The sequence below is a fragment of the Streptomyces phaeoluteigriseus genome (assembly GCF_001896135.2).
In the GTDB taxonomy this organism is placed as follows: domain Bacteria; phylum Actinomycetota; class Actinomycetes; order Streptomycetales; family Streptomycetaceae; genus Streptomyces; species Streptomyces phaeoluteigriseus.
The window spans coordinates 98,429-120,817 of the sequence record NZ_MPOH02000020.1; the positions used below are offsets into that span (position 1 = coordinate 98,429).

Sequence of the window (22,389 nt, forward strand, 5' to 3'; positions counted from 1 at the left end):
GTGTGTGGGTTACGCCGCCGCGCAGTTCGGGCAGACGCCGCGGTACGTCACCTCGACGCCCGAGACCGTGAAGCCGTAGCGCTCCGTGTCCGGGAGGTCGGCCAGCGGGTTGCCGCTCGGGTGGACGTCGCGGATCGCGCCGCACTGGGCGCAGACCAGGTGATGGTGCGGCCGGTGCGCGTTCGGGTCGTACCGCTTGGCGCGCTTGTCGGTGGCGACCTCCAGCACCTCGCCGAGGGAGACCAGCTCGCCGAGCGTGTTGTAGACGGTCGCCCGGGAGATCTCGGGCAGCTTGGCGACAGCCCGCGCATGGACCTCGTCGGCTGTCAGATGGACGTGTTCGCCGTCGAGCACCTCGGCCACGACGCGCCGCTGCGCGGTCATCCGCCATCCGCGTCCGCGCAGCCGTTCCAGAAGGTCACTCATGAGCACCAGCCTAACAGCAGAGGGGGCCGAGTCCCGAACAGGTGTGACTTTGGAGCCTCACTTGACTTAGACAATGTCTATTGTAGGATCGAGACTGGTTTTAGCCAAGAGACAGGAATGGTCAGGAATGACGCACGAGGCGTACGTGACGCGCGGATCGCTCACCACGGAGGCCGGCGCGCCGGTGGCCGACAACCAGAACAGCGAGACCGCGGGCATCGGCGGCCCTGTGCTCGTCCAGGACCAGCTGCTTCTGGAGAAGCTGGCGCACTTCAACCGGGAGCGCATCCCGGAGCGGGTCGTGCACGCCCGCGGCGCCGGCGCCTACGGCACCTTCACGGTGACCGGCGATGTCACGCCGTACACCCGGGCCGGGTTCCTTTCCGCGGTCGGCAAGCAGACCGAGACGTTCCTGCGGTTCTCGACCGTGGCGGGCAGCCTCGGTGCCGCGGACGCCGTCCGTGACCCGCGTGGGTTCGCGCTGAAGTTCTACACCGAGGAGGGCAACTACGACCTCGTCGGCAACAACACCCCGGTGTTCTTCATCAAGGACGCCATCAAGTTCCCCGACTTCATCCACACCCAGAAGCGTGACCCGTACACGGGCTCGCAGGAGGCGGACAACGTCTGGGACTTCTGGGGGCTCAGCCCCGAGAGCACCCACCAGGTGACCTGGCTGTTCGGCGACCGCGGTATCCCGGCGAGCTACCGCCACATGGACGGCTTCGGCTCGCACACCTACCAGTGGAGCAACGAGGCCGGCGAGGCCTTCTGGGTCAAGTACCACTTCAAGACCGACCAGGGCATCAGGAACCTCACCCAGGCCGAGGCCAACCGGCTCGCCGGTGAGGACCCCGACTCCCACCAGCGGGACCTGCGCGAGGCCATCGAGCGCGGTGACCACCCGACCTGGACCGTCGGCGTGCAGATCATGCCGGTGGCGGACGCGGCGACGTACCGCTTCAACCCGTTCGACCTCACCAAGGTGTGGCCGCACGCGGACTACCCGGTGATCGAGTTCGGCAGGCTGGAGCTGAACCGCAACCCGGAGAACGTCTTCGCCGAGGTCGAGCAGTCGATCTTCTCCCCGGCGCACTTCGTGCCCGGCATCGGCCCCTCGCCCGACAAGATGCTCCAGGGCCGCCTCTTCGCCTACGGCGACGCCCACCGCTACCGCGTCGGTATCAACGCCGACCACCTGCCGGTGAACCGCCCGCACGCCACGGTGGCGCGCACCCACGCGCGTGACGGCCTCCTGTACGACGGCCGCCACGGCGGGGCGAGGAACTACGAGCCGAACAGCTTCGGCGGCCCCTTCCAGACCGACCGTCCGCTCTGGACCGCCACCGCGGTCATCGGCGGCACGGGCAACCACCAGGCGCCCGTCCACGCCGAGGACGACGACTTCGTGCAGGCGGGCAACCTCTACCGGCTGATGTCGGAGGACGAGAAGGACCGCCTGATCGGCAACCTGGCGGGCTTCATCGCCAAGGTCTCCCGCGACGACATCGTCGAGCGGGCGATCGACAACTTCCGTCGGGCCGACGGAGACTACGGCAAGCGGCTGGAGGCCGCGGTCCAGGCCCTGCGCGGCTGATACTCCAGCACTGGACCGCTTGTCGTGGGCGGACGGGCCGGATTCCCCTCGGGGAGTCCGGCGTCCGTGCTCACAGGGCGGGCGCGGGCTGCCGTAGGGGTGCCCAGCAGCGGATGATGTCGCGGACGGAGACGATGCCGACGGCCTCCTCGCGGTCCAGGACGACGAGATGCCGGAAGCCGCCGTGCGCCATGGCGGCGGCCGCCTCCTCCAGGGTCCAGGTCGGGGCGGCGAAGACGACGTCGTTGGTGGTGTGGGCGTGGGTGCGTTCCGTGTCCGGGTCCTGGCCCAGGGCCACGGAGTTGAGGATGTCGCGTTCGGTGAGGATGCCGATGCCTCCGGCGTCCGGGTCGTGGACCAGGGCCGCGCCGACGCGGCGTGCGGACATCAGGGCGGCGGCCTGCCGGAGGGTGTGTGCGGGGCCGATGGTGAGGACCACCGTGCTCATGGCGTCGCGGACGAGCATGGGCTGAGCACCTCCTACGAATCCGTTCGTTCAAGGATTCACAAATGCACAAGTGGGGGTGCTGTCAGCGTGGCAGGCAAAGCGGGGGTCAACAAGAGGGCGTGCGCGTCCAATTGAGGGCGCACGCGCTCATTTGTGTCGGTCAGTTGCGCTCGTTGAGGTAACCCAGCAGCTCGTCGTGGAGGAGACCGTTCGACGCGGCCGCGTTGCCGCTGTGCGGGCCCGGACGGCCGTCCAGGCCCGTGAAGCTGCCGCCGGCCTCCGTCACGACGATCGCGGTGGCCGCCATGTCCCAGAGCGACAGCTCGGGTTCGGCGCAGAGGTCGACCGAGCCCTCGGCGACCATCATGTACGGCCAGAAATCGCCGTACGCGCGCGTGCGCCACACCTCGCGGGTCAGGTCGAGGAAGCCGTTCAGCCTGCCCTGCTCCTCCCAGCCGCCGATCGAGGAGTACGCGAAGGACGCGTCCGAGAGCGTCGAGACCTTCGAGACGTGCATGCGGCTTGCCGAGGTCAGGCTGCGGCCGGTGTAGGCGCCGTGGCCCTTCGCGGCCCACCAGCGGCGGCCCAGCGCCGGCGCGGACACGACACCGACGACGGGCTGGTAGCCGCCCTCGGCGGCCTCCATCAGCGCGATCAGGGTGGCCCAGACGGGGACGCCGCGTACGTAGTTCTTCGTGCCGTCGATCGGGTCGATCACCCAGCGGCGGGGACCCGTCCCCTCGATGCCGTACTCCTCGCCCAGGATCGCGTCGCGGGGGCGGGCCCGCTGGAGCTGGCCGCGGATCAGCTCCTCGGCGGCCTTGTCCGCCTCGCTCACCGGAGTCATGTCCGGTTTGGTCTCGACCTTGAGGTCGAGGGCCTTGAAGCGGGCCATGGTCGCGGCGTCGGCGGCGTCCGCGAGGACGTGCGCGAGGCGGAGGTCGTCGTGGTAGTCCGGCATGGGACGAACCGTATCCGCCGTGGGTGGGGGTGGGGCCACAGGGGGTGGGGTGGGGGAGTTGGTGCGGGGTGCTTTGCACCGGCAAGGCGTGGTCTGAGGGCTTTGTCGGCCCCCGCAGCCCCTTCCCTCCCCTGGGGACTGCCGCCCCCCCGGGACACCCGCCGTCGGCCCTGCGGCCTCGTCGCGGGCCTCGTCCGCGAACGCCGGACGCGCTGGATGCAGCCGGTTGATCGCCCCGGTGGGTGGGTCCGAGACGGCGGGGGGGGCTAGTGCGCCGAGCCTGACAGCTGGAGGCCGATCACTCCGATGATGACCAGGCTGATCGAGACGATTTTCAGGACGGAGACCAGGTCGCCCAGGAAGATCATTCCGTAGATCGCGGTGCCGGCCGCGCCGATGCCGGTCCAGACCGCGTACGCCGGGCCGACGTCGAGCTTCTTGAGGGCGAGGGTCAGCAGGCCGAAGCTGCCGAGGGCGAACGCGCAGAACGCGATCGTCGGCCACAGCCTGGTGAAACCGTGTGACAGCTTGAGGCAGACGGCGAAGCCGGTCTCGAGCATTCCCGCGACGATGACCAGCAACCACGCCATGTGCTGTCCTCCCGTGTAAGCGGCTCGGTGCGATTATGCACTTACCGAACTCCGGCGCACACAAACACGCGAAGGTCAGTCGCCTTCCGTGCGCTCTCTCGTCGACAGCAGACGTCGCAGCGAGTAGAGCCGTGCCTGGTCCGCGTGCCCCTCGGCCACCCACGCGTCCAGCGCGCAGTCCGGCTCGTCGTGACTGCACGCGCGCGGGCAGCCCTCCGTGCCCGGCACCAGGTCGGGGAAGGCGAGGATCACCCGGGACGGGTCGATGTGGGCCAGCCCGAAGGAACGCAGGCCCGGGGTGTCGATGACCCAGTCGTCGGTGCCGTTGAGGGGCAGTGCGAGGGCCGAGGTGGTGGTGTGGCGGCCGCGGCCCGTCACCGCGTTGACATGGCCGGTCACCCGGCGCCGCTCCTCGGGGACCAGCGCGTTCACCAGCGTGGTCTTTCCGACACCCGAGTGGCCGACGAACGCCGTGATATGGCCGGTCAGCTGCTCGCGCACCACGTCCACCGCGGCACCGCGGGTCAGCTCGTCGCGGCTGGTGACGACGTACGGGATGTCGAGGTGGCCGTACAGCTCCAGCAGCTTGTCCGGGGACGCCAGGTCCGACTTGGTCATGACCAGCAGGGGGGTCAGACCGCCGTCGAACGCCGCGACCAGGCAGCGGTCGATCAGCCGCGGGCGCGGCTCGGGGTCGGCCAGGGCGGTCACGATGGCCAGCTGGTCGGCGTTGGCGACCACCACCCGCTCGAACGGATCGTCGTCGTCCGCGGTACGGCGCAGCACCGAGGTGCGTTCCGCGATGCGGACGATGCGCGCGAGGGTGTCCTTCTCGCCCGTCAGGTCACCGACGATGGCGACCCGGTCGCCGACCACCGCGGCCTTGCGGCCGAGTTCGCGGGCCTTCATCGCCATCACGATGCGGCCGTCGACGAGGCAGGTGAGGCGGCCGCGGTCGACCGTGAGGACCATGCCCTCGGCCGCGTCCTCGTGCTTGGGCCGGATGTGCGTACGAGGCCGGTTGCCCTTGCGGTTCGGGCGGCTGCGGATGTCGTCCTCGTCGGTGTGCTTGCCGTAGCGACGCATGGCGGAAGTCCCTATACCCCGGACGTCCCGAGCATCCCGGTCCACAGGTCGGGGAAGTCGGGCAGTGTCTTCGCCGTCGTCGCCACGTTCTCGATCTGTACGCCCTCCACGGCCAGGCCGATGATCGCGCCGGCCGTGGCCATGCGGTGGTCGTCGTAGGTGTGGAAGATCCCGCCGTGCAGCCGGCGCGGGCGGACGTGGAGGCCGTCGGCGGTCTCGGTGACGTCGCCGCCCAGCTCGTTGATCTCCTTGGTGAGGGCGGCCAGGCGGTCCGTCTCGTGCAGGCGCAGGTGCGAGACGCCCCGCAGGGTGGAGGGGGAGTCGGCGAGGGCGGCGACCGCCGCGATGCCCGGGGTCAGCTCGCCGACGTCGCTCAGGTCGACGTCGATGCCGTGGATCGTGCCCGACCCGGTGAAGACGAGGCCGTACTCGGTCAGTTCGCAGGAACCGCCCATCTCGGTGAAGATCTCCCGCAGCCGGTCCCCCGGTTGGGTGGTCCTGGCCGGCCAGTCGGGGACGACGACCCGGCCGCCGGTGACGAGTGCCGCCGCGAGGAACGGCTGCGCGTTGGACAGGTCCGGCTCGATGGTCAGGTCCCGGCCGAGCAGCGCGCCCGGCGTGACCCGCCAGACGTTCGGCTCGCCGCCCGACTCGGGGGTGTCCACCTGGGCGCCCACCGCGCGCAGCATGTCCACCGTCATCCGGATGTGCGGCAGGGAGGGCAGCGTGGCGCCGGTGTGCCGGACCTCGACGCCCTGGTTGAAGCGGGGGCCCGACAGCAGCAGGGCGCTGACGAACTGCGACGAGGACGAGGCGTCGACCTCCACCGGGCCGCCGTCCAGCGCGCCGCCGCCGTGCACCGTCAGCGGCAGCGCGCCCCGGCCGTCGTCGTCGATGCGGGCACCGAGCACACGCAGGGCGTCGATGACGCCGGTCAGGGGACGTTCGTACGAACGTGGGTCGCCGTCGAAGCGGACGGGACCGTCGGCGAGGGCGGCGACCGGCGGCAGGAAGCGCATCACCGTGCCCGCGTTGCCGACGTCGACGGTGGCCGGGCCGCGGAGCCCCGTGGGGAGCACGCGCCAGGCCTCGCCGGTCCCGTCGGGCCCCACACCCTCCTCGATGCCCACCCCCATCTCGCGCAGGGCGCCCGCCATCAGCAGGGTGTCGCGGGAGCGGAGGGGGCGGCGCAGCCAGCCGGGCTCGGAAGCCAGGGAGGCCAGGACGAGAGCGCGGTTCGTGACCGACTTGGACCCCGGCACGTGGACCGTCGCGTCGACGGCCTCGCTCGCGTGCGGGGCGGGCCAGAGGGCGGTGTGGGCGGGGTTCGGGGCCATGGGCCCACTGTATAAGCAGGGCATGGGCGGGGTGGTCCGGCGTGGGGGCCGGCCGAGGGCCCGAGGGCGGCCCGGCCGGCCGGGTCCGCCGGCGTTCAGAGGCCCAGCAGCCAGCGCCCGCCGCCCAGCAGGGCGCACAGGCTCACCGCGTGGAAGAGGAACAGCCACAGGCCCGCCGGGACATGGGTCAGGCGGGACAGCTGGTCCGCGTCCGAGTCGCCGGCGCCGCCGCGGGACCGCTTCGCCTGGAGTTCGAAGGCCGGGCGCACTCCGCCGAGCAGCAGGAACCACACCACCGCGTACGCGAACGCCGCCTGCACCTGGGCATCGGCCAGCCAGGACACCAGCAGGAAAGCGCCGCCGGTGACGACCACCGTCAGCACCCCGTACGCGTTGCGGATCATCACCAGCATCGCGACCAGCAGCACCGTGGCCAGCCACAGCAGCAGCGTGATGCGGCCGGCGCCGAGCAGTGCCGCGCCGCCCAGGCCCAGCAGCGGGGGAGCGGTGTAGCCGGAGGCCGCGGTGAGGATCATGCCGAGGCCGTGCGGCTTGCCCCGGCTGAGGGTCAGGCCGCTGGTGTCGGAGTGCAGGCGTATGCCGGTCAGCTGACGACCGGTGAGCAGGGCGACCAGCCCGTGGCCGCCCTCGTGGGCGATGGTGATGGCGTTGCGCGAGAGGCGCCAGAGGGTGTGCGGCACGACCACGGCGAGCGCGGCGGCCATGGTGGCGATCACCACCCACAGATCGGGGTCGGACTGGGTGCCGACGAGCCGGTCCCAGAGGTCGGGCAGCGCGGTGGCGGCGGTGCTGTCCATGGTTTCCGGTGGCTCCCTCTTGTCCTAAGGAATCTGGCAGTGTGGCACGTATGTGCGGACGGTATGCGGCGAGTCGCCAGCCCGAGGATCTCGCAGGAGTCTTTGAGATCGAGAAGTGGGAGCCCGAGGAGACCCTCGAGCCCGACTACAACGTGGCCCCCACCAAGGAGGTCCATGTGGTCCTGGACCGTCCTCTGAAGGACGTGCCGGACCCGCGCCCGGTTCGCCAGCTGCGCAAACTCAGGTGGGGGCTGGTCCCGTCCTGGTCCAAGACCCCCGAGGGCGCCGCCCGGATGATCAACGCGCGGGCGGAGACCGTCCACGAGAAGCCGTCGTTCCGCCGCGCCTTCGCCACCCGCCGCTGCATCATCCCCGCCGACGGCTACTACGAGTGGGTGACCGGACAGCAGGAGCGCGAACTGGAGGTCGAGGGGAGGAGGAAGCGGCCCCGCAAGCAGCCCTACTTCGTGCTCCCCGCCGACGGCTCGGTCTTCGCGATGGCCGGGCTGTACGAGTTCTGGCGCGACCGCACGCTGCCGGACGACCATCCGCGGGCCTGGTGGGCGACCTGCTCGGTGGTCACCACCGACGCGGAGACGACCCCGCTGGCCGAGTCCCCCGCGGAGGGCCCGCGGACGCTGTACGACATCCATCCCCGGATGCCCTGATGCTCACCCGCGACCGCTGGGACGCCTGGCTGGACCCGTCCCGCACGGACGTCGAGGACCTGCGCCCCCTGCTCGCCCCGCCCCCGCCCGGCCTGATGCGCGCGTACCCCGTGTCCACCGCCGTGAGCAACGTCCGCAACAACGGCCCGGAGCTGCTGAAGGAGCTGGAGGGACCCGAGGAGGGCACACTCTTCTGACGTGACCGAGGGGACGAAGGTGACAGACGTGACTACCGAGCCTGCCGAGAACGACGGGGGCCCCGAGAACGACGAAGGCCCTGGGAACGACGGAAGTACCGAGAACGCCCCGGTCGCCGAGACCGTCGACACCGACGCCGGTCCCGCCCGCATCACCTGGCACCGGGCGAGGCGGCCCAGGCTCGTCCTCGCCGTGAGCCACGGCGCGGGCGGCGGCATCGAGGCGCGGGATCTGCGCGCGCTCGCCGAGGTGCTCCCCGGGCACGGCGTCAGCGTCGCCCTCGTCGAGCAGCCCTGGCGGGTGGCCGGCAGGAAGGTGGCGCCCGCGCCGAAGACGCTCGACGTCGGCTGGCGCGGGATCTGGCCGGCCGTCGCGAAGGCCGGCCTCCCGGTGATCTCCGGCGGGCGCAGCGCGGGCGCGCGGGTGGCCTGCCGTACCGCCGTCGAACTCGGCGCCCACGCCGTCCTCGCGCTCAGCTTCCCGCTCCACCCGCCCGGCAGGCCCGAGAGGTCCCGGGCCGCGGAACTGCTGGGCGCCGGGGTGCCCACGCTCGTCGTCCAGGGCGGCAACGACCCCTTCGGCAAGCCCGCGGAGTTCCCCGAGGGGACGTACGCCCTGGTCGAGGTGCCCTACGGCGATCACGGGTTCGCCGTGCCCAAGCGGGCCCCGGTCACCCAGGACCAGGCCCTGGAGACGGTCACCGCGGCGGTCCTCCCGTGGGCCGTGTCACTCGGGTGAACAGCGGGGAATGTTGCGGGGCGCAGGGCTGTTGAGCCGGGCAGAAGTGCTGAACACGCAGCACCGATGTCGTGGGAGAGGAAGTCCGGCGCATGGGTTCGACCATCTGCCCCAGCCGCACCGACCTGGACTGGACGGTGCTGCACGCGGCCAAGACCGCTCACATTCGAGCGGCGGGTGGGACGGGTAGTCGTCTATCCTCCGATTCGAGTGGGACCGGTCTCGGTCCTGCCCGCGATCTTGAGGAGGTGGGTCCGGTCACCGGTACCGACGCAGGGACCGACAACGGCCAGGCGGAGCTGCCCGAGGGCCAGGGCACGGGCGTGGGGACGGCAGCGGAGTCCACCACGGAGCGCAGCGCGCGCTTCGAGCGGGACGCGCTCGAGTTCCTCGACCAGATGTACTCGGCGGCCCTGCGCATGACGCGCAACCCGGCGGACGCCGAGGACCTGGTGCAGGAGACCTACGCCAAGGCGTACGCGTCCTTCCACCAGTTCCGCGAGGGCACCAATCTCAAGGCCTGGCTGTACCGGATCCTGACCAACACCTTCATCAACTCGTACCGCAAGAAGCAGCGCGAACCCCAGCGCAGCGCGGCCGAGGAGATCGAGGACTGGCAGCTGGCGCGCGCCGAGTCGCACATGTCCACGGGTCTGCGCTCCGCCGAGTCGCAGGCACTGGACCATCTGCCCGACTCGGACGTGAAGGCGGCCCTTCAGGCGATCCCCGAGGAATTCCGCATCGCCGTCTACCTCGCGGACGTAGAGGGCTTTGCGTACAAGGAGATCGCGGACATCATGGGGACACCCATCGGTACGGTGATGTCCCGGCTGCACCGGGGCCGCCGTCAACTGCGCGGCATGCTCGAGGACTACGCCCGTGAGCGCGGGCTGGTTCCGGCAGGCGCCGGGGAGTCGAACGAAGCGAAAGGCTCTGGGTCATGAGCTGTGGAGAGCCGCACGAGACGGACTGCGGTGAGGTCCTCGACCATCTCTACGAGTTTCTCGACAGTGAGATGCCGGACATGGACCGCGACAAGTTCAAGCAGCACTTCAACGAGTGCTCGCCGTGCCTGGAGAAGTACGGGCTGGAAGAGGCCGTCAAGAAGCTGGTCAAGCGCTGCTGCGGCCATGACGACGTGCCGACCGACCTGCGCTCGAAGGTCATGGGCCGGATCGAGCTGATCCGCTCCGGCCAGGCCGTGCCCGAGCACGATGTGTCGGTCACCCCTCAGGAGTCCTGACCTCCGCCCTGCCTCCGCGGAAGTCCTGCCTCCGCGGAAGTCCTGCACCACGCAGAAGTTCTGCACCACGCGGAAGTCCTGCACCACGCAGAAGTTCTGCACCCGCGTAGGTCCCACGTCTCCCGAGGACGCACCGACATCACCCGAACGTGCTAATCCGCCGGTGATACGCCCGCGTCGCCACCCCCCGCCACCCTAGGCTCCGGAGCCTGGACGAGGCGTGGCCGGGGGAGGGCGACATGGACGGCATTCCGGTACGGGCGCGGGTGTACGTCGGCTGTGCCGTCCTCGGCGCCCTGTGCTGCCTGTTCCCCCTGCCGTCGGACCGCACGCGCTGGTGGCCGGTCCTACTGCTCGCCGCGCTGTACGCGGGCGGTGAGCGCGTCGCCCGCCGCCGGTTCGCCGGCACCCTCTACCCCGTCCTGCTGGCCGGGGCTTTTCTGTTTCCGGCTGCCGCCGCCGCGCTCGTCCCGCTGCCGGGCGCGCTGCTGTCCCCGGTGGAGCACCGGCCCTTCCCGCTGCGGCGCGTCTGGCGGGCCGCCCGGCTGGCGCTCGGCGTGTGGGCCGCGTCCCGCGCGCACGAGGCGCTGGGCGGCCGGGAGGCCGTCGGGGCGTCCGACGGCCCCGCCCTCCTCCTCCCGGCCGCGGCCGGCGTCCTTGTCCTCTGCCTGGTGCTCGCCGTCCTGGACGGCGGGATCCTCGCGCTGGCCGAGGGGCTGCCGGCCCGGCGCGCCTGGCACGGGCCGTTCCTGCGCTCCCTGGCACCCGTAGGGGTGCACGGGCTCGCCGGGCTGATGATGGCCGTCCTGTGGCACAGCCCCTACGGGCCGGTCGCCGCGCTGCTCGTGCTGTTCCCGATGGGTGTGTCCTGGTGGGTGTTCGCCCAGTACCACCGGGAGCGCGCCGCCCACCAGGCGACGATCCGGGCGCTGGTGCAGGCCGTCGACATCAAGGACGGCTACACCCGCGGGCACAGCGAACGCGTCGGCCAGGCCTCCCTGCTGATCGCCCGTGAGCTGGGGATGGACGAGGGCCGGGTCGAGGTGATCCGCTTCGCCGGGATCCTGCACGACGTCGGCAAGCTCGGCGTGCCCACCCGGCTGCTCCGCAAGAAAGGCCCGCTGACGCCCGAGGAACGGCGCGTGATCGAACTGCACCCCGAGTACGGGCACGAGATCACCCGGGGCATCTCCTTCCTCGGCGAGGCCCGCTCGGCGATCCTCCACCACCACGAGCGGCTGGACGGCAGCGGCTACCCCTACGGGCTGGTCGGCAGTCAGATTCCGGAACCCGCGCGCGTGGTGGCGGTCGCCGACGCCTTCGACGCGATGACCTCGACCCGCTCCTACAGCCGGGCCCGCCCCGTGCCGGTGGCGCTGGAGGAACTCCAGCGGTGCGCGGGGGCCCACTTCGACCCCCGCATGGTCACCGCGCTGACCCGTGTGATCACCCGGGACGGCTGGCATCCGATCGTCACCGCCGACGAGCCCCGCCTGCCGGCACAGTCCCCGGCCGACCCCGTTCCCGAGCGGCCGGGGGCCCGGCGGTGAGTGGCCGCCGCAGGGCGGTGCGGGCAGGCGGGCTCCTGAGCGTCCTGCACGGCGCCGCCGGGCTGCTCGTCGTCGCGTCGCTGTTCGTCGTCCTCCGCTCGGGGCTGGCGGAGCGGCCCGTCGCGCTCGCCTTCGGGGTGCTGATGGCCGTCGGCGAGCTGACCCGGTGGAGCGGACCCGGACTGCGCGAGGCCGCGCCGCTCGGTTCCGCCGCCTCGCTGTCGTACGCGCTGCTCGGGGAGCATGCCGGGCACGCCACGCACCACGGGGTGGCCCAGGTCGTCGCCGTCGTGGTGGCCGCCTCGCTGCTGGGCAGCGTGCCGCACATCGCGCGCGGGCAGGGGCCCGTCCTGGACCACCTGGTCCGGCGCGTGCTGGCCGTCGGCTTCGCCGCCGTCTGCTTCCAGCCGCTCTACAACCACGGGGTGTTCGCCCGCTGGACCGGCCCGGCCTACGCGCTGCTGCTGCTCGCGCTGCTCGTCCTCACCGCGCTGTGCGACGCCGTCGTGGCCGCCGCGCTCGCGCACTCCCGTACGGGCTGGCCGTTCGCCCCGCTGCTCCGCGACGAGCTGCGGTCCGTACCGGGGCTCGGGTCGGCGGTGGCCGCGACGGGCGCGGTGATGGCGCTGGCGGTGGCCGTCGTCGGCCTGTGGGCGCTGCCGGTGTTCTCGGTGCCGTTGCTGCTCACCCAGCTGTCCCTGCGCCGGTACGCCGCCGTCCGCGCCACCTACCGGCAGACCATCGCCTCCCTGGCCCGCGCCACCGAGATAGCCGGGTACACCCCGGCCGGGCACGCCCGCCGGGTCGCCGCGCTCTGCCAGGCGGTCGGCCGGGACCTCGGCCTCACGGAGCCGGAGCTGACCGTGCTGGAGTACGCGGCCCTGATGCACGACATCGGGCAGCTCAGCCTCGTCGACCCGGTCCCGGCCGGGGCCACGGCCGGGCTGCCCCCGGCCGAGCAGCGGCGCATCGCCCTGCTCGGTGGGGCCGTGGTCCGCCAGACCGGGGCGAGTGCGCAGGTCGCCGCGGTGGTGGAGTGCCAGGCCGACCCCTACCCGGAGCAGCCGACGGCCGCGCGGATCGTGCGGGTGGTCAACGCCTACGAGGAGAAGGTGCGCGACGCCGGCCCCGGCGGGCCGCTCACGGCGCTGGAGGAACTCAGGCTGGGCACGGGCGGGGAGTACGCCCCCGAGGTGGTGGAAGCCCTGGCCAGGGTGCTGTCGCGGGACTGTCTTACCCTGCCCGCGGGTGGGTAACCCATGGGTAATGAGCGCCCTTCCGACCACACGTGGTTGGATGCGAGGGAGAGAGTGTCCGGGGGCACTGGCCAGCCCACAGAACGGAACTGGCAGGCGGGAATCGTGAGGATCTTCGGCAAGGGACGGCACCGGCCCTCCGCCTCCTGGCGGCAGGCCACCGATCGCGCCTTCACGCTGATCGGCGACGGCCGGTACGAGGACGCGGGCGCGCTGCTGACCCGTGCCGCCGATCTCGAGCCCTGGCTGTCGGAGTCCTGGTTCAACCTCGCCCTCCTGCACAAGTTCCGGCACGACTGGGAGCAGGCCCGCACCGCCGGGCTCCGGGCGGTCGCCCTGCTCGACCGCGAGACCGGCGCCCCCGACTGGTGGAACGTCGGCATCGCCGCCACCGCCCTGCAGGACTGGCCGCTGGCCCGGCGCTCCTGGCAGGCCTACGGGCTGCACGTCCCGGGCGGTCCCACCGCCGCCGGCGAGCCCCTCGGCATGGACCTGGGCAGCGCGGCCGTACGGCTGTCGCCCGAGGGGGAGGCCGAGGTGGTGTGGGGGCGGCGGCTGGACCCCGCGCGGATAGAGGTGCTGTCGATCCCGCTGCCGTCGTCCGGGCGGCGCTGGGGCGAGGTCGTCCTGCACGACGGGGTGCCGCACGGCGAGCGCACCACCTCGGTGGGGCACTCCTACCCCGTCTTCGACGAGATCGAGCTGTGGGCGCCCTCGCCGGTGCCGACCTGGGTGGTCCTGCTGGAGGCGGCCACGGAGACGGACCGTGACGCGCTGGAGCAGCTGGCCGCCGACGCGGGCTTCGCCGCCGAGGACTGGTCGTCCTCCGTACGGCTGCTGTGCCGGATGTGCTCCGAGTCGCGGATGCCGTCCGACGAGGGGGACGGCGAGCACCTCGACCCGCACGATCACAGTGAGCCTGGGCACCCCGGGCCGCTCGGCCACCGGACCGACGGGCAGCTGTGGGTGCCCGAGCGGGAGTGCGGGGTGGCCGCGCCGGCCTCGCTGGTGAGGGGGCTGCTGGACGGGTGGGTCGCGGACAGCCCGGACTCCCGGGACTGGCGAGACCTGGAAGAGGTCTGCTAAGGCCTGTCGTGGCTCGGTCGCGTGCCGGTGCGTGGCTGGTCGCGCCCCGCGGCGGAGCCGCATCTCGATACGGCCCCGCGCGCCGTGCGGGACGCTCCACGTACCCTGTATCCGCATCACACCCCCCGCTTTTTCTGAGGAAGGCATACGTCGGTCATGGCGCAGCAGGACACCGATCAGCAGCACGCGGGAGTGCTCCCCGTGGACGACGAGGGCTTCGTCATCGACACCGGGGAGACGGAGGAGCGCGAGCAGGCCTGGCGTCGGGCCGGGACCGCGCGGCCCATCACCGTCGTGGGGAACCCGGTGCTGCACAAGGAGTGCAAGGACGTCACCGAGTTCGGCGAGGAGCTCCAGCAGCTGGTCGCGGACATGTTCGCCTCGCAGCACGCCGCCGAGGGCGTGGGCCTGGCCGCCAACCAGATCGGCGTCGATCTGAAGGTGTTCGTCTACGACTGCCCGGACGACGAGGGCGCCCGGCACACCGGCGTGGTCTGCAACCCCAAGCTGGTGGAGCTGCCCACGGAGAGGCGCCGGCTGGACGACAGCAACGAGGGCTGTCTGTCGGTGCCCACCGCGTACGCGCCGCTGGCTCGGCCCGACTACGCCGAGGTGACCGGTCAGGACGAGAAGGGCAACCCGGTCAGGGTGCGCGGCACGGGATACTTCGCTCGGTGTTTGCAGCACGAGACGGATCACCTCTACGGGTACCTCTACATCGACCGTCTCTCCAAGCGTGAACGCAAGGAAGCGCTGCGGCAGATGGCCGAGAACGAGCCTCGCTACGCCGTGGTCCCCAACGACTGAGCCGTCCTCCTTCCCACGACGCCCGGCCCGCGATCAGCGGCGGCCGGGCGTCGTTCGTGTGTCCGACGCACGTTCGATCGCTTATGCACATCTGCTGATCCATAACAAGTCACGCAAGGGGGGATTCTCGGCGTGTTGGGGTAGTGAATGAAGCAAATCCGTTCCCAGAACGGTCAGTTGTGGTGCTGAATAGGAAGTGCGGGGATACGCAACGGCGCACGCCCGGCACGGCGGGAGGGGTGTGTACCAACTGGCGGCTGAGAGGGGTTGTTCGTGCCAGCTTTCCCATACAGCACCACATACCGCACCACATACCGCACCGCGGGGACCGTGACCGCGGTCGCGGTTCCCGCATCGCTCTCTCTCCCGGTCATCGAGGCGGTGTTTCCCAGGCAACTGCATCCGTATTGGCCTCAGTTGCAGGAGAACACGCGTGCGTGGCTGCTCGAAAAGCGGCTCATGCCGGCGGACAAGGTCGCGGAATATGCCGACGGCCTGTGCTACACCGACCTGATGGCGGGCTACTACCTCGGCGCACCCGACGAGGTCATGCAGGCCATCGCCGACTACAGCGCGTGGTTCTTCGTCTGGGACGACCGGCACGACCGTGACGTCGTGCACGGCCGGGCAGCCGCCTGGCGGCAGTTGAGGCGCCGCCTGCACGTGGCCCTCGACTCCCCGGACGAGCACCTGCTACACGAGGATCCGCTGGTCGCCGGACTCGCGGACAGTGTGGGCCGGCTGTACTCCTTCCTCCCCGCGACCTGGAGCGAGCGGTTCGCCCGCCACTTCCACGAGGTGATCGAGGCGTACGACCGGGAATTCCACAACCGGATGGACGGGCGCATACCGGGCGTCGAGGAGTATCTGGTCCTGCGTCGGCTCACCTTCGCGCACTGGATCTGGACGGATCTGCTGGAGCCGAGTGCGGGGTGCGAACTCCCGGACGCCGTACGGAAACACCCGGCCTATCGGCGTGCGGCTCTGCTGAGTCAGGAATTCGCCGCCTGGTACAACGACCTCTGTTCGCTCCCGAAGGAAATAGCGGGCGACGAGGTGCACAATCTCGGAATCAGTCTCATCGCCCATGAGGGGCTGACCCTCGAAGAGGCGGTCGAGGAAATCAGGCGGCGCGTCGAGGACTGCATATCCGAATTCCTCGTCACGGAGAAGGACGTGCTGAGGCTGGCCGACAGGCTCACCGACGGGACGGTCCACGGAAAGGAACTCGGCGCCGCCGTACGGGCCTGTCTCGAGAACATGAGGAACTGGTTCAGTTCCGTCTACTGGTTCCACCACGAGTCCGGCCGCTACATGGTCGACAGCTGGGACGACCGTTCCACGCCCCCGTACGTCAACAACGAAGCGGCAGGTGAGAAATGACCGTCGAGTCCGTCAATCCCGTGACGCCCGTGGCACCGGAACTGCGTGAGCCGCCACTGGCCGGTGGTGGGGTTCCGCTTCTCGGCCACGGCTGGAAGCTCGCCCGCGACCCGCTGGCCTTCATGAGCCAGCTGCGCGACCACGGCGACATCGTCCGCATCAAGCTCGGACCGAAGACGGTGTACGCCGTCACCACGCCGGCCCTGACCGGGGCCATGGCCCTCAGCCCCGACTACATCATCGCCGGACCGCTGTGGGAGTCCCTGGAAGGGCTGCTCGGCAAGGAGGGCGTGGCCACCGCCAACGGCCCGCTCCACCGGCGCCAGCGGCGCACCATCCAGCCCGCGTTCCGGCTCGACGCCATCCCCGCCTACGGGCCGATCATGGAGGAGGAGACGCGCGCGCTCGTCGAGCGGTGGCAGGGCGGTGAGACGATCGACTGCACCTCGGAATCGTTCCGGATAGCGGTGCGGGTGGCGGCCCGCTGTCTGCTGCGCGGGCAGTTCATGGACGAGAGGGCCGAGCGGCTGTGCGTCGCGCTCGCCAGCGTCTTCCAAGGTATGTACCACCGGATGGTGGTGCCGCTCGGACCGCTCTACAGGCTGCCGCTTCCGGCCAACCGCGAATTCAACCGGGCCCTGGCCGATTTACATCTCCTGGTCGACGAGATCGTCGCCGAACGCCGGGCATCAGGTCAAAAGCCGGACGATTTGCTGACGGCATTGCTGGAAGCGAAGGACGACAATGGCGACCCGATCGGGGAACAGGAGATCCACGACCAGGTCGTCGCGATCCTCACCCCCGGCAGCGAAACCATCGCTTCCACGATCATGTCGCTGCTCCTGGTTCTCGCGGACCATCCGGAACAGGCGGACAAGGTGTGCTCCGAGGTACGGGCTGTCACCGGAGGACGGCCCGTCGCATTCGACGACGTGCGCAAGCTCACGCACACGAACAACGTCGTCATCGAGGCCATGCGTTTGCGCCCGGCCGTATGGATATTGACGCGGCGGGCAGTCGCCGACACCGAACTCGGTGGCTATCGCATTCCGGCCGGGGCCGACATCGTGTACAGCCCGTACGCGATCCAGCGCGACCCGCGGTCCTACGAGCGGCACCTCGAGTTCGACCCCGACCGCTGGCTTCCGGAGCGGTCGAAGGACATCCCGAAGTACGCGATGCGGCCGTTCAGCGTGGGCAACCGCAAGTGCCCCAGCGACCACTTCTCGATGGCCCTGCTCACGCTGGTCACGGCGGTGCTCGCGGACGGCTTCCGGTTCGAGCAGGTCCCCGGCTCGGTCGACGAGACCCGGGTGGGCATCACGCTGCGTCCGCAACGGCTGCGGCTCAAGCCCGTCCCGCGGTGAGACCGTCCCCGCCGCCGGCGTGCGTTCAGGCGGCCTCCGGGCCCCGGAACGTACGCCGGTAGGCGTTCGGGGTGGTGCCCAGCACCCGCACGAACTGGTGCCGCAGCGCGCCCGCCGTGCCGAACCCGGTCCGCCAGGCGATCGCGTCCACCGTCTCGTCGGACGCCTCCAGCAGATGCTGGGCGAGCAGTACCCGCTGGCGCAGGAGCCAGCGGTAGGGCGTCGTGCCGGTCTCCTGCTGGAAGCGGCGGGCGAAGGTGCGCGGCGCCATGTGGGCGCGGGCGGCGAGCTGCTCGACGGTGACCTCCTGGGCGAGGTGCTGCTCCATCCACGCGAGCACCTCGCCCACGGTGTCGCAGGAAGAGCGCGGCAGCGGCCGCTGGATGTACTGGGCCTGGCCGCCGTCCCGGTGCGGCGGTACGACCATCCGCCGGGCGATCCCGTTGGCGACCTCGGGCCCCTGCTCCTTGCGCACGAGGTGCAGGCAGGCGTCGATGCCGGCGGCCGTGCCGGCCGAGGTGATCACCGGGTCCTCGTCGACGTAGAGCACGTCGGGTTCGACGGTCGTGCGCGGGTACTCGCGGGCGAGCTGTTCCGCGTGCCGCCAGTGCACCGCGCAGCGCCGCCCGTCCAGGAGCCCCGCCGCGGCCAGCACGAACGCCCCGGAGCACACGCTCAGCACCCGGGTCCCGCGCTCCACCGCCCGGCGCAGCGCGTCGAGCAGCTCGGGCGGGAACTCCCGGGCCGTGTACGTGTCGCCGGCCGGTACGGCGATCAGGTCGGCGCTCTCCAGCCGTTCGAGCCCGTGTGACGTGCTCATCGTGAAGCCCGGGTGCGGTGTGGACAGGGTCGGCCCCTCGGCCGAGGCGACGGCGAAGTCGTAGACCGGCAGCCCCTCGTCGCTGCGGTCGATGCCGAACACCTCGCAGACGACTCCGAGTTCGAAGGGATGCACGCCGTCGAGGAGGATCGCGGCCACGTTCTTCAGCATGCCGCCAGTGTGCACCGGAAGTGGCAGTAATTTGAAGGTGTGCGGCAGTCCTGCCACTGTCATGAGTGTCACGGACGCATGATGCTTACCTCATGAACGCACTCGCCGAAGCTCTCACGGTCCTGGTCGTCTTCCTCGTCCTCGCGGGTCGCGCTCGTGGGGCTGGCCCACGAACGCCGGATCGACCGCCGACTGCGCGAGGCGCGGACTCAGAAGTCCTCGTCCAGGTCGACGGTGCCCTCCACCGCGACCTGGTACGCCGACGGACGGCGCTCGAAGAAGTTGGTCAGCTCCTGAACGCCCTGCAACTCCATGAAGGAGAACGGGTTCTCCGAGCCGTACACCGGGGCGAAACCGAGGCGGCTCAGCCGCTGGTCGGCGACGCACTCCAGGTACTGGCGCATCGAGTCGGTGTTCATGCCCGGCAGTCCGTCCCCGCACAGGTCGCGCGCGAACTGCAGCTCGGCCTCGACGGCCTCCCGCAGCATGTCGGTGACCTGCTCCTGGAGCCGGTCGTCGAACAGCTCCGGCTCCTCCTTGCGGACGGTGTCGACGACCTCGAACGCGAAGGACATGTGCATGGTCTCGTCACGGAACACCCAGTTGGTGCCGGTGGCGAGGCCGTGCAGCAGGCCCCGGCCGCGGAACCAGTAGACGTACGCGAAGGCGCCGTAGAAGAACAGGCCCTCGATGCACGCGGCGAAGCAGATCAGGTTGAGCAGGAAGCGGCGACGGTCGGACATCGACTCCAGCCGGTCCAGCTTCTCCACCGAGTCCATCCAGCGGAAGCAGAACTCGGCCTTCTCACGAATGGAGGGGATGCTCTCGACCGCGTCGAAGGCGGCGGCGCGGTCCTCCGGGTCGGGGAGGTAGGTGTCCAGCAGGGTCAGATAGAACTGGACGTGCACCGCCTCCTCGAAGAGCTGCCGGCTCAGGTAGAGCCGCGCCTCGGGGGAGTTGATGTGCTTGTACAGCGTCAGCACCAGGTTGTTCGAGACGATCGAGTCGCCCGTCGCGAAGAACGCGACCAGCCGGCCGATCAGATGCTGCTCGGCGGGCGTCAGCTTCGCGAGGTCGGTCACGTCCGAGTGGAGGTCGACCTCCTCGACGGTCCAGGTGTTCTTGATGGCGTCCCGGTAGCGCTCGTAGAAGTCGGGGTAGCGCATGGGACGCAGGGTCAGCTCGAAGCCCGGGTCGAGGAGATTCTGGTTACGGGTGGTCATTACTGGCAGGCCTCGCAGGACTCGGGGTTCTCAAGGGAGCAGGCGACGGCCTCTTCGGGAGCCGGCTGCCGCACGGGGATGGGGGCTTGGGCCTGGGCGGCGCGGGCGATGCGGGTCGCCGGGCGCGAGCGCAGGTAGTACGTCGTCTTGAGCCCCGACTTCCAGGCATAGGCGTACATCGAGGAGAGCTTGCCGATGGTCGGCGTCTCCAGGAAGAGGTTCAGGGACTGCGCCTGGTCCAGATACGGGGTCCGCGCGGCGGCCATGTCGATCAGCCCGCGCTGCGGGATCTCCCACGCCGTGCGGTACAGCGCCCGTACGTCCTCGGGGATCCAGGTGAACCCCTGGACCGAGCCGCTCGCCTCGCGCAGCGCCTCGCGGGTCCGGGCGTCCCAGACGCCCAGCTCCTTGAGTTCCCGCACCAGGTAGGAGTTGACCTGAAGGAACTCGCCGGACAGCGTCTCGCGCTTGAACAGGTTGGACACCTGCGGCTCGATGCACTCGTACACACCGGCGATCGACGCGATGGTGGCGGTCGGCGCGATGGCCAGGAGCAGCGAGTTGCGCAGGCCGGTCGCCGCGATCCGCTCGCGCAGCGCCGCCCAGCGCTCCGGCCAGGTGAACTCGACGCCGTAGTGGTCGGGGTGCAGCACGCCACGTGCGGTACGGGTCTTCGCCCAGGCGGGCAGCGGGCCGTTGCGCTCGGCGAGGTCCGCGGAGGCCTCGTACGCGGCGAGCATGATCCGCTCGGCGATCCGGGTGGAGAGCGCCTTGGCCTCGGGCGAGTCGAAGGGCAGCCGCAGCTTGAAGAAGACGTCCTGGAGGCCCATCGCGCCCAGACCGACCGGGCGCCAGCGGGAGTTGGAGCGGCCCGCCTGCTCGGTCGGATAGAAGTTGATGTCGACGACCCGGTCCAGGAAGGTGACGGCGGTGCGGACGGTCTCGTCCAGCCGCTCCCAGTCGATGACCTCGGTGGCCCCGGGGTCCGTGTCGACGAACGCGCCGAGGTTCACCGACCCCAGGTTGCAGACCGCCGTCTCACCGTCGTCGGTGACCTCCAGGATCTCCGTGCACAGGTTCGAGGAGTGGACCACATGGCCCGGCTCGGCGGTCTGGTTGGCGGTGCGGTTGGCGGCGTCCTTGAAGGTCATCCAGCCGTTGCCGGTCTGCGCGAGGGTGCGCATCATGCGGCCGTACAGCTCACGCGCCGGGATGGTCTTCCTGGCCAGCCCCTCGGCCTCCGCCGCGCGGTAGGCCGCGTCGAACTCCGCGCCCCACAGGTCGACCAGCTCGGGCACGTCGGCCGGGGAGAACAGGGACCACTGCCCGTCGTCGTCGACCCGGCGCATGAACTCGTCCGGCACCCAGTGCGCCAGGTTGAGGTTGTGCGTACGGCGGGCGTCCTCGCCGGTGTTGTCGCGCAGCTCCAGGAACTCCTCGATGTCGGAGTGCCAGGTCTCCAGGTACACCGCGGCCGCGCCCTTGCGCCGGCGCCCTGGTTCACGGCGGCGACCGAGGCGTCCAGGGTCTTCAGGAACGGCACGATGCCGTTGGAGTGCCCGTTGGTGCCGCGGATGAGCGACCCGCGGGAACGGATGCGGCTGTACGACAGACCGATGCCGCCGGCGTGCTTGGAGAGGCGGGCGACCTGCTGGTAGCGGTCGTAGATGGAGTCCAGCTCGTCCAGCGGGGAGTCGAGGAGGTAGCAGGACGACATCTGCGGGTGGCGGGTGCCGGAGTTGAACAGGGTGGGGGAGGAGGGGAGGTAGTCCAGGCGGCTCATCAGCGTGTAGAGCGCGGCGACCTCGTCGACGGACCTCGTCGTGTCGTCCTCGGCCAGGCCGCTCGCCACGCGCAGCAGGAAGTGCTGGGGCGTCTCGACGACCTTGCGGGTGATCGGGTGGCGCAGCAGGTAGCGGCTGTGCAGGGTGCGCAGGCCGAAGTAGCCGAAGCGGTCGTCGGCGCCCGTGTCGACCAGCGCGTCGAGCCGGGCCGCGTGCAGCCGTACGAACTCGGCGGTGCGGTCGGCGATCAGGCCCTCGCGGTGGCCGACGGCGACGGACTCGGTGAAGGTGGTGACGCCCTGGGAGGCGGCCTCCGCGCGGATCCCGATCGTGAGCAGCCGGGCGGCCAGTTGGGAGTAGGCGGGATCCTCGGAGATCAGACCGGCGGCCGCCTCGGTGGCCAGCTCGCGCAGCTCCGACTCGTCCGCCCGCGCGGACCGGCCCCGCAGGGCGGCGGCGGCGACCCGGCCGGGGTCGGCGTCGGGAAGGTCGGCGGTCAGCTCGGTCAGCGTCCGCAGCAGTGCGGTTCCGGGACCGTCGGTCTTCGGGGCTGCTGAAACCGGTTCGGCTGGCGCGATGGTCACGTGGGGCTCTCCCTCGCTCGGCGGGGGCCTTGCGGAGGGCAGCGGGCAGCACACGAGCGCGGGGCGCGCCGCGTCCACCGGCCCATTCCGCGAGGCCCGGACGTCCAAGCACCCGAGCCGGACGGATCGGGTGCGCTGCCGGCAGGTGCTCGGACTGACCATGCGTGCGCGAAAGCAGAGGAACGCACGCAAGTACACCGTTGCGGGACAGTTCCGGATTCGCACCGGATTCCCCTGCGGCGGCAGCG

The 22,389-nt window shown here is 70.9% G+C and carries 19 protein-coding genes, 2 pseudogenes and 1 riboswitch; of the genes and pseudogenes, 11 read left to right on the top strand and 10 right to left on the bottom strand.

Annotated elements, in window-relative coordinates:
• Positions 1-9 precede the first annotated feature (9 nt).
• Positions 10-426, bottom strand: coding sequence for a Fur family transcriptional regulator (locus BM536_RS34860; protein WP_073495892.1), 417 nt, complete (start codon positions 424-426; stop codon positions 10-12).
• A gap of 145 nt (positions 427-571) precedes the next feature.
• Between BM536_RS34860 and BM536_RS34865 the strand changes: the two genes are divergently transcribed.
• Positions 572-2,023 carry a catalase gene (locus tag BM536_RS34865; protein WP_073495900.1) on the top strand — a complete coding sequence of 484 codons (1,452 nt, stop codon included), beginning with the start codon at positions 572-574 and terminating at the stop codon, positions 2,021-2,023.
• Positions 2,024-2,093: 70 nt separating this feature from the next.
• On the opposite strand, the gene BM536_RS34870 is transcribed toward BM536_RS34865, so the two are convergent.
• From BM536_RS34870 to BM536_RS34895, 6 genes are all read right to left on the bottom strand, one after another.
• Positions 2,094-2,489, bottom strand: a complete 396-nt coding sequence (locus tag BM536_RS34870) for a CBS domain-containing protein (RefSeq protein ID WP_073495894.1) — start codon at positions 2,487-2,489, stop codon at positions 2,094-2,096.
• A gap of 142 nt (positions 2,490-2,631) precedes the next feature.
• The gene (gene hisN / locus BM536_RS34875) at positions 2,632-3,432 is read right to left on the bottom strand and encodes a histidinol-phosphatase (protein ID WP_094103949.1); all 801 of its coding nucleotides are present in this window, start codon (positions 3,430-3,432) and stop codon (positions 2,632-2,634) included.
• A 266-nt stretch (positions 3,433-3,698) separates the two neighbouring features.
• Complete coding sequence (locus BM536_RS34880; RefSeq protein ID WP_073491325.1) at positions 3,699-4,022, bottom strand: DMT family transporter; 324 nt, start codon at positions 4,020-4,022, stop codon at positions 3,699-3,701.
• Between the two features lie 75 nt (positions 4,023-4,097).
• Entirely contained in the window at positions 4,098-5,108 is a 1,011-nt protein-coding gene (gene rsgA, locus BM536_RS34885; protein ID WP_073491326.1) for a ribosome small subunit-dependent GTPase A, read from the bottom strand.
• An 11-nt stretch (positions 5,109-5,119) separates the two neighbouring features.
• Complete coding sequence (gene aroA / locus BM536_RS34890) at positions 5,120-6,445, bottom strand: 3-phosphoshikimate 1-carboxyvinyltransferase (RefSeq protein ID WP_073491327.1); 1,326 nt, start codon at positions 6,443-6,445, stop codon at positions 5,120-5,122.
• A gap of 95 nt (positions 6,446-6,540) precedes the next feature.
• The gene (locus BM536_RS34895) at positions 6,541-7,263 is read right to left on the bottom strand and encodes a M50 family metallopeptidase (protein WP_073491328.1); all 723 of its coding nucleotides are present in this window, start codon (positions 7,261-7,263) and stop codon (positions 6,541-6,543) included.
• A gap of 50 nt (positions 7,264-7,313) precedes the next feature.
• On the opposite strand from BM536_RS34895, the pseudogene BM536_RS34900 reads away from it, so the two are divergent.
• From BM536_RS34900 to BM536_RS34945, 10 genes and pseudogenes are all read left to right on the top strand, one after another.
• A pseudogene (locus BM536_RS34900) lies at positions 7,314-8,128 on the top strand (SOS response-associated peptidase).
• A gap of 151 nt (positions 8,129-8,279) precedes the next feature.
• Positions 8,280-8,867 (top strand): alpha/beta hydrolase family protein, encoded by a 588-nt coding sequence (locus tag BM536_RS34905; protein ID WP_094103976.1) that lies wholly within the window; start codon positions 8,280-8,282, stop codon positions 8,865-8,867.
• A 248-nt stretch (positions 8,868-9,115) separates the two neighbouring features.
• Positions 9,116-9,811: a sigma-70 family RNA polymerase sigma factor gene (gene sigR, locus BM536_RS34910; RefSeq protein WP_211363006.1), complete on the top strand. Its 696-nt coding sequence runs from the start codon at positions 9,116-9,118 to the stop codon at positions 9,809-9,811.
• A complete protein-coding gene (gene rsrA / locus BM536_RS34915) occupies positions 9,808-10,110 on the top strand; it encodes a mycothiol system anti-sigma-R factor (RefSeq protein WP_073491330.1) in 303 nt (100 codons plus the stop codon). Before sigR ends, rsrA begins: the two co-directional genes overlap by 4 nt.
• 239 nt (positions 10,111-10,349) lie before the next feature.
• The gene (locus BM536_RS34920) at positions 10,350-11,660 is read left to right on the top strand and encodes an HD-GYP domain-containing protein (protein WP_094103950.1); all 1,311 of its coding nucleotides are present in this window, start codon (positions 10,350-10,352) and stop codon (positions 11,658-11,660) included.
• On the top strand, positions 11,657-12,916 hold the full coding sequence (locus BM536_RS34925) for an HD-GYP domain-containing protein (protein ID WP_073491331.1): 1,260 nt from the start codon (positions 11,657-11,659) through the stop codon (positions 12,914-12,916). The genes BM536_RS34920 and BM536_RS34925 overlap by 4 nt, the downstream gene beginning before the upstream one ends.
• 105 nt (positions 12,917-13,021) lie before the next feature.
• A complete protein-coding gene (locus BM536_RS34930; protein ID WP_094103951.1) occupies positions 13,022-14,002 on the top strand; it encodes a tetratricopeptide repeat protein in 981 nt (326 codons plus the stop codon).
• A gap of 156 nt (positions 14,003-14,158) precedes the next feature.
• Complete coding sequence (gene def, locus BM536_RS34935) at positions 14,159-14,809, top strand: peptide deformylase (RefSeq protein WP_073491332.1); 651 nt, start codon at positions 14,159-14,161, stop codon at positions 14,807-14,809.
• A gap of 273 nt (positions 14,810-15,082) precedes the next feature.
• On the top strand, positions 15,083-16,192 hold the full coding sequence (gene cyc1 / locus BM536_RS34940) for an epi-isozizaene synthase (protein ID WP_425444716.1): 1,110 nt from the start codon (positions 15,083-15,085) through the stop codon (positions 16,190-16,192).
• Positions 16,189-17,559: a bifunctional albaflavenone monooxygenase/terpene synthase gene (locus BM536_RS34945; protein WP_073491334.1), complete on the top strand. Its 1,371-nt coding sequence runs from the start codon at positions 16,189-16,191 to the stop codon at positions 17,557-17,559. The genes cyc1 and BM536_RS34945 overlap by 4 nt, the downstream gene beginning before the upstream one ends.
• Positions 17,560-17,584: 25 nt before the next feature.
• Here BM536_RS34945 and BM536_RS34950 read toward each other — a convergent pair whose 3' ends face one another.
• The 3 genes and pseudogenes from BM536_RS34950 to BM536_RS34965 all read right to left on the bottom strand — a co-directional run bounded on the left by BM536_RS34950 (position 17,585) and on the right by BM536_RS34965 (position 22,141).
• On the bottom strand, positions 17,585-18,550 hold the full coding sequence (locus BM536_RS34950) for a GlxA family transcriptional regulator (RefSeq protein WP_073491335.1): 966 nt from the start codon (positions 18,548-18,550) through the stop codon (positions 17,585-17,587).
• Between the two features lie 209 nt (positions 18,551-18,759).
• The gene (locus BM536_RS34960; protein WP_073491337.1) at positions 18,760-19,773 is read right to left on the bottom strand and encodes a ribonucleotide-diphosphate reductase subunit beta; all 1,014 of its coding nucleotides are present in this window, start codon (positions 19,771-19,773) and stop codon (positions 18,760-18,762) included.
• Positions 19,773-22,141, bottom strand: a pseudogene (locus BM536_RS34965) (ribonucleoside-diphosphate reductase subunit alpha). The gene BM536_RS34960 and the pseudogene BM536_RS34965 overlap by 1 nt, the downstream one beginning before the upstream one ends.
• A 135-nt stretch (positions 22,142-22,276) precedes the next feature.
• A riboswitch (adenosylcobalamin-variant (AdoCbl-variant) riboswitch) is annotated at positions 22,277-22,387 on the bottom strand.
• Positions 22,388-22,389 lie beyond the last annotated feature (2 nt).